At 49.1% G+C, this 11,865-nt stretch carries 11 protein-coding genes and 1 rRNA gene; 10 read left to right on the top strand and 2 right to left on the bottom strand.

Going from position 1 to position 11,865, the window contains the following annotated elements; all coding sequences use genetic code 11:
- Nucleotides 1–136: 136 nt before the first annotated feature.
- Entirely contained in the window at nucleotides 137–568 is a 432-nt protein-coding gene (locus ACFODX_RS01960; protein ID WP_378115536.1) for a DUF4124 domain-containing protein, read from the bottom strand.
- Between the two features lie 497 nt (nucleotides 569–1,065).
- Here ACFODX_RS01960 and ACFODX_RS01955 point away from each other — a divergent pair, with 497 nt between their 5' ends.
- The 7 genes from ACFODX_RS01955 (at nucleotide 1,066) to ACFODX_RS01925 (ending at nucleotide 8,410) form a co-directional block, all read left to right on the top strand.
- On the top strand, nucleotides 1,066–2,802 hold the full coding sequence (locus ACFODX_RS01955) for an acetolactate synthase 3 large subunit (protein ID WP_378115534.1): 1,737 nt from the start codon (nucleotides 1,066–1,068) through the stop codon (nucleotides 2,800–2,802).
- 1 nt (nucleotide 2,803) lies between these two features.
- A complete protein-coding gene (gene ilvN / locus ACFODX_RS01950; RefSeq protein WP_324256818.1) occupies nucleotides 2,804–3,295 on the top strand; it encodes an acetolactate synthase small subunit in 492 nt (163 codons plus the stop codon).
- 121 nt (nucleotides 3,296–3,416) lie between these two features.
- Nucleotides 3,417–4,169 (top strand): sterol desaturase family protein, encoded by a 753-nt coding sequence (locus ACFODX_RS01945; protein ID WP_378115531.1) that lies wholly within the window; start codon nucleotides 3,417–3,419, stop codon nucleotides 4,167–4,169.
- Between the two features lie 5 nt (nucleotides 4,170–4,174).
- On the top strand, nucleotides 4,175–5,044 hold the full coding sequence (locus ACFODX_RS01940) for a fatty acid desaturase (protein ID WP_378115529.1): 870 nt from the start codon (nucleotides 4,175–4,177) through the stop codon (nucleotides 5,042–5,044).
- Nucleotides 5,045–5,047: 3 nt separating this feature from the next.
- Complete coding sequence (locus tag ACFODX_RS01935; RefSeq protein WP_378115527.1) at nucleotides 5,048–6,937, top strand: iron-containing redox enzyme family protein; 1,890 nt, start codon at nucleotides 5,048–5,050, stop codon at nucleotides 6,935–6,937.
- 3 nt (nucleotides 6,938–6,940) lie between these two features.
- Complete coding sequence (locus ACFODX_RS01930; RefSeq protein WP_378115525.1) at nucleotides 6,941–7,846, top strand: DUF6999 family protein; 906 nt, start codon at nucleotides 6,941–6,943, stop codon at nucleotides 7,844–7,846.
- Nucleotides 7,847–7,849: 3 nt separating this feature from the next.
- Nucleotides 7,850–8,410 (top strand): DNA-3-methyladenine glycosylase, encoded by a 561-nt coding sequence (locus ACFODX_RS01925; RefSeq protein WP_378115523.1) that lies wholly within the window; start codon nucleotides 7,850–7,852, stop codon nucleotides 8,408–8,410.
- Nucleotides 8,411–8,414: 4 nt separating this feature from the next.
- Here ACFODX_RS01925 and ilvY read toward each other — a convergent pair whose 3' ends face one another.
- Complete coding sequence (gene ilvY / locus ACFODX_RS01920) at nucleotides 8,415–9,281, bottom strand: HTH-type transcriptional activator IlvY (protein ID WP_378115521.1); 867 nt, start codon at nucleotides 9,279–9,281, stop codon at nucleotides 8,415–8,417.
- A gap of 156 nt (nucleotides 9,282–9,437) precedes the next feature.
- On the opposite strand from ilvY, the gene ilvC reads away from it, so the two are divergent.
- From ilvC to ACFODX_RS01905, 3 genes are all read left to right on the top strand, one after another.
- Nucleotides 9,438–10,454, top strand: a complete 1,017-nt coding sequence (gene ilvC / locus ACFODX_RS01915; protein WP_324256812.1) for a ketol-acid reductoisomerase — start codon at nucleotides 9,438–9,440, stop codon at nucleotides 10,452–10,454.
- A gap of 102 nt (nucleotides 10,455–10,556) precedes the next feature.
- Nucleotides 10,557–11,390 (top strand): CDP-diacylglycerol--serine O-phosphatidyltransferase, encoded by an 834-nt coding sequence (gene pssA / locus ACFODX_RS01910; protein ID WP_378115519.1) that lies wholly within the window; start codon nucleotides 10,557–10,559, stop codon nucleotides 11,388–11,390.
- 399 nt (nucleotides 11,391–11,789) lie between these two features.
- Nucleotides 11,790–11,865, top strand: a 16S ribosomal RNA gene (locus ACFODX_RS01905); the annotation flags it as partial.

Below are 11,865 nucleotides of genomic sequence, written 5' to 3'. Positions count from 1 at the left end.
CGCAAGAGTCATACAACGGTAGCTACCAGCTGTAATTACCAACTGTAGGTATATTTAATAAAGTGGAGCTACGCAGATTGGTGAGTGCTAGGCGGGGATGTTGTCAAACGGGGAGCATTAAGCTCCCGGTTAGGTATTACTCACAGGCTTGATCAATAATGGTTTGCATAGTGTTGCGCTGAACTTCTTTCTCTTCTTCGGTGAGCAGGCGCTGAACACCATCTTCACCGGCGATTTTGATGCGCGCTGCAGTATTTAGCAGCTCCAGATTTTTTTGTGCAGTCAGGCAGCGCTCGGGATCTTTCAGTGAAGCGGCAACCTGATCGGGTGTTGCATTTGCGGATACTGTCGGTGATGTGGGGGCAGTGGTATTGGGTGTCGGATCGCTATGGCCTGTACGTGTTTTGATTTGACGGGCCTGGGAATCTTTGGGTGGACGTTCACCGTAGTGAACCACGCCTTTGTCGTCGGTCCAGGTAAATACATTATCTTTTGCAGCTATTGCGCTGCCGCTGGCTAATGCAGCAACCCAAAGGCTGATAATGCTAATTAAACGTTTGTGTTTCATGGGGATCGCCTTGTTCCGGTGGTTGCAGCAGTAATTGTCTCAAATATAGCGCTTAAGCTGGGCCAGCGAAACCGCACCGCTGAAAACTGTGAGCAAGCGCAAGCAGGTAAGTAGATTCATCTCGCCGTTAAAAAACGAACAAAAATTCATCTAATTTCTTGACATTGCAGCTTATCTTGGGACAATTGCCGCTTCCGCTAGATGGTTGCAGAAGCCCCTAAGCTTGGGCGTTAGGCTGCTCCCGCCAAGTCACCCTCTTGGCGACCCATCTAATGGTTAGGTTCCTACCAGAGCCTTGCCTGAGAAAGCCTTTGTTTACCTGCAGGGTTTTCGCTGGTCCGAGCTTGGCCTTGCCGGGTCTTGTTCGTGGATCATTCACTGCGCTGGTCTGCTGCTGTGCGCTAGCGCCTGTTTTGTGTGATGCCTCGCTGCTCCTTCTTGCCTGCATGCGGCTCGCACTCGCAAATGCGATTTATTGTCCTAAAAGGGGAATTATTGTGGAAATGCTTTCCGGCGGAGATATGCTCATCCGCGCCCTGAAAGACGAAGGCGTTGAATACGTGTTCGGCTACCCAGGTGGCGCTGCGCTGCATATTTACGATGCCATCTTTCGTCAAAAAGACGTTAAACACATTCTTGTTCGCCACGAACAAGCCGCTACTCACGCCGCCGATGGTTACGCCCGTGCGACCGGCAAAGTGGGTACAGTTCTGGTAACTTCCGGCCCAGGTGCGACCAATGCCATTACCGGTATTGCCACGGCCTATATGGATTCCATCCCGATGGTGGTGATCTCCGGTCAGGTGCAAAGCCACTTGATTGGTGAAGACGCCTTCCAGGAAACCGACATGGTGGGTATCTCTCGCCCGATCGTCAAACACAGTTTTATGATCAAACACGCCAGTGAGATTCCTGAAATTGTTAAAAAGGCTTATTACATCGCCTCAACCGGTCGCCCTGGCCCGGTGGTCATTGATGTGCCTAAAGACCTGACGCATCCGGCTTACACCTTTCCTTATGCTTATCCGGAAAAAGTAAAGCTGCGTTCTTACACGCCAGCGACTCGCGGTCACTCCGGTCAGATCAAAAAAGCAGTGCAGTTGCTGCTCGGCGCCAAGCGCCCGATGATTTATTCCGGCGGCGGCGTGATTCAAGGCAACGCATCACACCTGCTCAAAGAATTGGTGGATCTGCTCAACTACCCGGTAACCAATACCCTGATGGGTCTGGGCGCTTACCCTGGCACCGGCAAAAACTTCCTCGGTATGCTCGGCATGCACGGTACCTATGAAGCCAACACCGCTATGCATCACAGTGATGTGATTCTGGCTGTGGGCGCGCGTTTTGATGACCGTGTGACTAACACCGTGAGCAAGTTCTGCCCCAACGCCAAAATTATCCACATTGATATAGACCCAGCGTCCATTTCAAAAACCGTAACGGCGGATGTGCCCATCGTCGGTGCGGTGGATAACGTGCTCAGCGAAATGCTCAGCCTGATTAAAGAAAGCGATGAAAAACCGGACGCGCAAGCGATTGCCAGCTGGTGGGAGCAAATCAACGAATGGCGCGAGCGCCACGGTTTGTATACCAAAAATCGTTTTGATACCTCGGGCGATAAAATTAAACCGCAAGAGGTTATTCAAGCGATTTGGGAAGTCACCAAAGGCGATGCCTATGTCACCTCTGATGTTGGCCAGCACCAAATGTTTACCGCGCAATATTACCTGTTCGATAAACCGCGTCGTTGGATTAACTCTGGTGGCCTCGGCACCATGGGCTTTGGTTTGCCAGCGGCGATGGGTGTGCAAATGGCGGAGCGCGATGCGACCGTGGTTTGCGTTACCGGTGAAGGTTCTATTCAAATGTGTATTCAGGAGTTGTCCACCTGTACGCAATATCACTTGCCAGTCAAAGTGATTTGTTTGAACAACCAAGCCCTGGGTATGGTGCGCCAATGGCAAGACATGCAGTACTCCAGCCGCTACGCGGAAAGTCTGTATGAAGATTCATTGCCTGACTTCGTAAAATTAGCGGAAGCTTACGGTCATGTTGGTATTCGCGTGACCAAAAAAGAAGAGCTGAAAGCGAAATTGGCCGAGTGTTTTGCATTGAAAGATCGCGTGGTATTTATGGACATCATGGTTGATCAATCTGAACACGTTTACCCCATGCAAGTTGCGCCCAATGGTTCCATGCGCGATATGTTGTTAAGCAAAACGGAGCGCACCTGATATGAGACGCATCATTTCTGTATTAGTTGAAAACGCGCCCGGTGCACTGTCCCGTGTTGTTGGTTTGTTCTCCCAGCGCGGCTACAACATTGAAAGCCTGACCGTTGCGCCAACGGAAGATGAAACCCTGTCGCGCCTGACGCTGACGACGCTGGGTGATGATCACAAAATCGAACAAATCACCAAACACCTCAATAAATTAATTGATGTGGTAAAACTGGTTGATTTGACCGAGGGTTCGCACATCGAGCGCGAACTCATGCTGATCAAAGTCAAAGCTTCTGGCGCGCAAAGGGCGGAAGTTAAACGCTGCGTAGATATTTTCCGCGGTCAAATCGTGGATGTCACCAGCACTCTCTACACCATCCAAATCACCGGCGCGAGCGACAAACTCGACGCGTTTTTACAAGCAGTCGGCGATGCCGCGATTATCGAAGTGGTGCGCACTGGCGTGTGCGGCATTTCGCGCGGCGAGAAGGTGTTGAGTTTGTAAGTTGTGTTTGTTGGTATAAGAGGGGCCGATACTCGCAAGGGTATCGGCCTTTTTTATAAAGCTGTAGTCAATCTATAAGTGCTTTGCTGCTGCATCATTAACGGAATAGGTTTTCAGAGTAATGCGTGAGTTTATTTTACATTCCAATATGTTCGAGATAGCCGGTGTTGGTCTCGCTTTTTTTGGCGGAATTTATTTGTTGTTTGGTACATTGAACCTTATGCTCACCCAGCAACTGCTGCCGCGATTGCATATTGGTATCAAGCTTGACCCTCGTCCGTTGGGTGAGGGGCAGTTGCGGCGTGAGTTATTGTTGTCCGCAAGTTCGATTGGGATTTTTGGGGTGGGGATGATTTTCCCTTGGGGATTGCTGCAACTGGGTTGGGCGGAGTTGGCGGAGAATCCTTCCGGGTTACAAATCCTGCTGGAAATTTTTGTGTTGGTTATCTGGAATGAAATCCATTTTTATATCAACCATTGGTTGCTACATACGCGCTGGTTGCGCCGTTTTCACTTGCCGCATCATCGCTCGGTAGTGACGACTCCCTGGTCTACTTATGCGTTTCATCCAGTTGAAGCTTTGATGTTGGGCAACGTGATTCTGCTGCCCATGTTAGTGCATGATTTTAGTGTTTATGCACTTTTTTCTGTGCCTTTGTTTAGTTTGCTGTTCAATAGTATTGGTCATTCCAATTTTGATTTTAATCCGCGCTCGCCGCGCGTGATTTTTAACGGTGCGCGTCGCCACCATTTGCATCATGCCTGTTTTAATGGCAACTACGGTTTTATGTTTCCGTTTATGGATTGGATTTTTAAAACCGCTTTGCCTGCCGATGCTGCCGACAAACAAATTAACCGCTGGCGTGTGCGCTAAATAAGATGCGTAACTGGCGCGATTGGCAGAGCATTGCCTATTTACTGCTGTTGCCATTATTGGTTGTGTGGCAATGGCAGCAGGGATTCAGTTGGCCGCTGTATTTGCTAGAGTTATTTTTAACGCTGGGTGTGGGGGTGATTCACCATAATCATACCCATTTGCGAATCTGGACTTCGCGCCGGTTAAATCGCCTGACGGATTTATGGCTCACGCTCTTGCAGGGGCATCCCACCTTTGTGTTTTATCCCTCCCATATTGGCAATCACCATCGCTACCAACACGGCGAGCAGGATCTGGCTCGCACCTATCGTTTTAATACACCCGGTGCGCGCGGCGACACTAATCATTTGTTGGGTTATTTGTTGCATCCGCTGCAGGCAATTTCGGTGCTCTATCCAGAATTTTTCGCCTACTTAAAACGCCGCTATCAATTCCAACGCGCGTATTTTTATTATTGTGTGTTGCAGTATTTTCTTGTTGTTGGGTTGTGGATTGCGCTGGCGTGGATTGATTGGGAAAAGTGGCTCGTGTTGGTATTGATTCCACAGTTGCATGGGCTGCATTGGTTGTTGGCGACTAACTATTTGCAACACGCACATGCCGATGGCTCGGGCAAAAATTTACACTTTGCGCGTAATTTTTATGGTTTGCTTAACCCCTTGTTATTTAATATCGGGCTGCATACCGCGCACCACCAACACCCGCGTGCGCATTGGTCGCAGTTGCTGGAGTTGCACCAACATTATGATTATGCAACACAAGTTCATCCTGCGTTGCAGGAAGATAGTTTACTGCGTTATATGCTGCGCACTTATTTATTGGCGTTGCTGCACCCGCGCTGGCGCAGTCGTTCGCTTCACAACAAGGACTAACTTATGCCTACCCGTTTTAATCGTGTGTATATTCAATCAGCGGGCTATCACCTACCGGGTGAGCCAGTTGATAATCAGGCGATGGATGATTTTATTGCGCCACTCAATCGCATTTCACTGCGTATCAAAAATAAAATTTTGGCAGAGAACGGTATTCAAACCCGTCATTACGCCATTGATAAAAATGGCGAGACAGTGACGTCGCACACGCAGCTTGCGGCCAATGCGATTAACGATTGTCTCGCGCGCGCCAATACGAGCCTGAGTGATGTAAGTTTGCTCTCGGTCGGTTCATCGGGCAGTGATGCACTAATCCCCGGTTTTGCCACCATGGTACAAGGTGAACTAGGTGCGCCGCCAATGGAAACCTTATCGAGCCTTGGTGTCTGCGCTGCGGGTATTTCCGCATTAAATTACGCAGCGCAATCCGTGGAGCTGGGTGCGCATCAACAAGCCTTAGTGGCGACAGCGGAAATGCCCTCGCGCATTTTTAAAAAAAGCCGCTTTGCCCCGCGCGGTTACAGTAGTGATTTTGATGCGCACTTTTTGCGCTGGATGTTATCTGACGGCGCAGGTGCAGTGTTGCTTACCGATGCACCACAAGCAAAAAACGGCGTGCGCTTAAAAATAAACTGGATTCACCAAAAAAGCTTTGCGGGTGATTATCCGGTCTGCATGCAACTGGGTTTAACCGAAGATCGCAGAAAATCTTTCTTGGATTTTCCGTCATCCAGTGAAGCGGAAGCGGCGGGTGCGTTGTCGCTGCGGCAGGATATTCGCCTGCTGCCGCATTTGTTTGATGTGAGCATTCACGAATATGTAAAGCTCGTCCACGATGGTTGGGTTACATCGGATGAGATTGATCATTTTCTTTGTCACTATTCATCGGCGCGTTTTATTCCAGTAGTAGAAGAATTGCTGGCAAAGGCGGGCTTAACCATTCCGCGCGAGCGCTGGTACAGCAACTTAACCACGCGCGGCAATACCGGCTCCGCCTCGATTTTTATTATGCTGGCGGAATTTCTTGATACCCATCAGGTTAAACCGGGCGAAAAAATATTCTGTTTTATCCCCGAGTCGGGGCGTATGACGGCGGCTTACATGCTGATTGAAGTGGAAGCGGCCAATGCGCCTTTGGCTGCTAACCTTACTCCCGCAATTAGATCGACAGCGTCAGAAAAAACCGAGTTGCCTGCTATTGCAGCGCCTCATGATCCACAATCTGCGCCGCAACATTTGCAAAGTTTATTAACAACCCTTGCAGGTATCTGGCATGACTACCGCTCGCAAGTTTGGCGCAGTCCGGTGATTCACAAATTAGTGAGCCAACAATTTGCGCTGGAAGATTATCGCCAGTGGACTGCGCAATGGGTGCCGCAAGTGCGCGAGGGTAGTAAATGGATGCGCGAAGCCGTGGCATCGCTCACCGGTAGCTATGCTGACCTTGCTGCATTAATTGAAACTCATGCGGGCGAAGAGCAAAACGATTTCAAAATTTTGTACGAGGATTATTGTGCAGCAGGCGGCACTGAACCGCTGGATAATTTACGCCGCAATCCCGGTGGTGAAGCTTTGAATAGTTATTTGCATTCGCTTGCTGCGACAACCAATCCCATCGGATTATTGGGTGCGATCTATATCATTGAAGGCACTGGTCAGCGTATCGTGCCTGCGCTCCTACCCTTACTGCGCAAACAAGTGGATTTACCGGCAAGTGCATTTCGCTTTTTGGAATATCACGGAGCGAATGACGAACATCATCTCGCGCGTTGGTTGGCTGCCGTTGAACTGGTGATGGCGATTGATCCTAAGGCGGCAAGCGCGATTATCGCTACGGCCAAACGCACGGCACAACTGTATCTTATGCAGTTCGAACATATTCTGGAGTCATAACAGATGGATAACGTAGAAAAAACAGAACAGTTACCTGAGTTTTTGCAAACAGAATTTGATCCGCGCGATCCTAATCCGTGGCTTGCGCTGTATTTGGATCAAAGTACACCCCTGCCGGATCATGTTAAGCAGGCTTGGCTTACTGACTCGGCATCACCATCGCGCCAATTTTTATTGCCTTTTGTCAGACCTATCGCACGCACGCTGATTGTATTAATCCAGATTTTTAAAGTGGTGGTGCCGCGCAAGTGGGCGGCGTCCAAATTTTTGCACTGGATTCTCGCTGCTGGCTTGAAATATTGCGTGCGCCCCGAGGCTAACTGGTTGGTGTTGCGTCACTTTCATATGGGGGCGCAGATTCTGGAATTTATTGCGGCTAATTCACCGGTGAAAGTTGAAACATCACCTTTGAAACCAATAACTCTGGATGATTTGAAGGACGAATTATTTTTAAAACACGATTTAAATTTATTTAACTTCGTGATTCGCCTGAGCAAAGCCCTGCGCGACGCCGATAAAAAATTACAGCCTGTTGCACAACCCGATTTCAGTATGATCAAAGAACCGGAGGTGACACTGGAAGCCATGCCGCGCGGTAGGTTAAACGGCATCGATCTGCAAACTGCTATCGAAATGTTTACGCCGACTTATCAATTATTTTTAACCGATAATGATTTTTGGCGCGCCTCAAACTCGCTGCAGCTGGATGAAACGATTGGTTTGTATGTGGCGACGATTTTAAATTCCCCCCAGCATTTGGTATTGCTTAACAACAAACATCCGCTAGTGCCAATGAGTACTCTGCGCGCGGGTTATCGTTTGGTGCTGCATGGTTTATCAACGGAAATGTTACATGCGCTGCTGATGGAACTGAAAAAACAGCAAGGTTTTACTTCCGCTCAACAATAACATATGAAAAGTATCGCAATAGATTTCTCCCAGCCATCGCACATAGTTGCGCCCCAGTTAATAGGTGCGCACTTTTTTGTAAATGGTGTTGGCGGTGTAATTGTTGAGGTGGAGGCTTATGATCAATCCGAGCCTGCATCACATACTTTCTCTGGGCCGAGTGTGCGCAATATGGCTATGTTTGGTGCGCCGGGTTGCGCCTATGTTTATCGCTCTTATGGCATTCATTGGTGTTTGAATTTTGTGTGCGCGCCGGAAGGGCATGGTGCAGGTGTTTTAATTCGTGCGATACAGCCCACACAGGGTTTGGACGTTATGCGCGAGCGGCGCGGTGTTGATGCGGAAAAATTGTTATGTTCAGGGCCAGGACGAGTGGGGCAGGCATTGGAAATTGTTCATGCATTTAATGGGCGCTCGCTCACACAAAAACCTTTTCACTTATCGCCTGCAATGACACCCATTGATGTGGTGGCTGGCCCGCGCATCGGAATTTCCAAAGCGATGGATTTGCCTTGGCGTTTTGGCTTGGCTGGCTCGCCTTTTCTGAGCAAACCCTTTCGGTAAATATCTAACGATTCGGTTCGCGCAGTTGGCTCCAAAATGCATTTACAATCGGGCTTTTCAGGCGTTTTTCCATCACACAGATTCCTGTGTCATAAGGGCCTAAATCCGGTTGTGGATCAAAACGTTTTACTTTATCGGCCAGTGGGCTGTTATCCACCACTATTTGCGGTGCAACGCCCACACCGAATCCCAAACTCACCATACTCACAATCGCCTCGTTACCTTTTACCTCGGCATAAATATTCGGTTTGATGCCGAGTGAATCGAACCAAATATTTAAGCGCTCCCTTGCCAAGCCTTCTTCCGGAATGATCACCGGAATTTCATCCCAGCTTTTGCCCTGCCAATCTTCTGTGTTTGCGGTGATAAAAATCAGCGGCGAGCTGTTGATAGGTTTGAAGCTGATGCCTGATGGTAATTTGTCGGGTTTGGCGGCGATGGCGATATCTTCATCGCCTGCCAAAATTCGCTCGATGGATTGAGCTGGGTCGCCGGTGTGAAGTTTGATCGCAATACCTGGGTGTTTGACGCGGAACTCAGTGAGGATCTCATAGAGGAAGCTGTAACTAGCAGTGACTGAGCAGTAGATGCTGAGTTGCCCGCGCAGTTGGTCGGCCTGCGCCAGCAGCGATTCCTGATACGTCTCCCACTGCTGGATCACTTCTTTGGCAAACCCTAAAAATTGTTCGCCTTCGTGGGTGAGTATCACCGAGCGGTTGTCGCGCACAAACAGGCTCACACCCAAATCGTCTTCAAGTTGCTTGATATTGCGGCTAAGCGTGGAGGGAGAAACGTGGCTGCTATTGGCAGCGCGGCCAAAGTGCAGGCTGTTGGCGAGGTTGCAAAACAGGCGAAGTTTGGTGATATCCATAAAGTGGGTAATAACCGTGTTTCATAAAATGAAATATTGAATTGCGAATATATCATTTTACGCGATGCGGGTGTTTCTCTACACTGGCGGCCTTTTATCCAAATCGCCTTGTGATTTTCCACTCTCAGGCGGTAATCATCCCAACAGGAGTCTGTTATGCACGTTTATTACGATAAAGATGCTGATCTTTCTATCATCCAAGGCAAAAAAGTAGCCATCATTGGTTACGGTTCGCAAGGTCACGCTCACGCCTGCAACCTGAAAGATTCAGGTGTTGATGTGGTAGTTGGTCTGCGCACCGGTTCTGCTACTGTAAGAAAAGCAGAAGCTCATGGCTTGAAAGTGACTGACGTTGCTACTGCAGTTAAATCTGCAGATGTGGTGATGATCCTGACTCCGGACGAGTTCCAATCAAAGCTTTATAAAGAAGAGATCGAGCCAAACATCAAGCAAGGCGCTACTTTGGCGTTTGCTCACGGTTTTGCGATCCACTACAACCAAGTAGTGCCACGCAAAGATTTGGACGTGATCATGATCGCGCCAAAAGCACCAGGTCACACTGTGCGTTCTGAATTCGTACGTGGCGGCGGCGTACCAGATCTGATTGCTGTATTCCAGGATGCTTCTGGCAAGGCGAAAGATACTGCTCTGTCATACGCATCAGGCGTAGGTGGCGGCCGTACCGGTATCATCGAAACTACCTTCAAAGACGAAACTGAAACTGATTTGTTCGGTGAGCAAGCTGTATTGTGCGGCGGCGCTGTTGAGTTGGTAAAAATGGGCTTTGAAACTCTGGTTGAAGCAGGCTACGAGCCAGAAATGGCTTATTTCGAGTGTTTGCATGAGCTGAAGTTGATTGTTGATCTGATGTTCGAAGGCGGTATCGCCAACATGAACTACTCAATCTCTAACAACGCTGAATACGGCGAATACGTGACTGGTCCTAAAGTGATCAACGAAGAGTCGCGCAAAGCTATGCGTCAAGCGCTGAAAGATATCCAGACTGGCGAATACGCCAAGAAGTTTATTCTGGAAGGTCAAACCAACTATTCATCAATGACTGCTGCCCGTCGCAACAACGCCGCTCATGGCATTGAAGTGGTTGGTGCCAAGTTGCGTGCAATGATGCCTTGGATTCAAGCCAACAAAATCGTTGACCAGACCAAGAACTAACCCCGGTTTTGGCGACAACAAAAAGCGCGGCTCAGGCCGCGTTTTTTGTTGGTGACTGTGTAGAATGTCGCCCCCGGCTCCTAGCATTCGATGAGGTTGAGCATGACTAATAATGAGCAGAAACAATCCAAGTCCACCGAGGTGACGGATCATGAGGGGCCTTTGCCTTTTGGTGACTTGGTCGAAGAAGTTTCTGAGGGTGGTGAAAAGGTTCGCCATCGCGGTGTCTATTTGCTGCCAAACCTGTTTACTACCGGTGCGCTCTTTTGTGGCTTCTACGCCATTGTCTCGTCAATGAATGGCAATTTTTCCCATGCTGCCATCGCCATTTTTGTCGCCATGTTGCTGGATGGTATGGATGGGCGCGTTGCGCGCATGACCAACACCCAAAGTGCGTTCGGCGAACAATACGATAGTTTGGCGGATATGGTCTCTTTTGGGGTTGCGCCAGCATTGGTGGTGTTCAGCTGGGTGTTGCAGGATTTAGGGCGTTGGGGCTGGGCGGCGGCATTCATCTATGTGGCATGTGCGGCGCTGCGATTGGCGCGCTTTAATACGCAAATAGGTGTTGTCGACAAAAAGTATTTTATGGGGTTGGCGAGTCCTGCGGCGGCTTCGATTATCGCTGCTACAGTCTGGGTTTGGTTTGATAGTGCCCCTACAGGAGTTTGGGCTGCGGCTATAGCGGTTCTGACGGCATTTACCGGCTTACTGATGGTCTCCAACTTCCGCTACACCAGTTTCAAAGGGCTTAATTTCCGCGGTCGGGTTCCCTTCGCCTTTATGCTGTTGGTGGTGTTGGTTTTTGCCTCCTTGATTATTTATCAGCAGCAGGGTGTTTTGGCGATTGCGGTTATCTACGGGCTCTCTGGTCCGCTGGCTTGGCTGTATGGGTTTATTTTTGGCGGCAAAACAGATCAGGGGCAGGTGAATTAATCGCCGTTGTGTTTATCAAACAGGCGGAGTGATAGGTTTTTGTTATTGGCGCCAAAAAAAGCTTGCGTTGGTGCGGTGCGATTCGTATAGTGCGCGCCCTGTCGAGCAGCGACCCGGTAACAACATCAAGCTCGATAAGTTGTAAAAAATTAATGAAATTAATGGTCTACAAAGTTTAAAAGGTGCGTATAATGCGCCTCCCACGGTTAAGCCGAAGCGCTAACCGGTTTTTTAACAAGACAGATCAAGCAATGCGTGTGGGCACTTGCGGATGGTGATTGGCAACAAGCAAATTATCAGATGAAGTGAACACACAAACAGTAATGTATTTGTGTTTAATGATTCTGAGCAAAGTTTAGTTGTTCGAGTTGGTTCGCCGACAAGACGACACCTGATTTTAAACTGAAGAGTTTGATCATGGCTCAGATTGAACGCTGGCGGCAGGCCTAACACATGCAAGTCGAGCGCGAAAGTT

Source organism: Cellvibrio fontiphilus, from assembly GCF_042646205.1.
In the GTDB taxonomy this organism is placed as follows: Bacteria; Pseudomonadota; Gammaproteobacteria; order Pseudomonadales; family Cellvibrionaceae; genus Cellvibrio; species Cellvibrio fontiphilus_A.
This window is presented reverse-complemented; position numbering and strand designations above follow the sequence as displayed.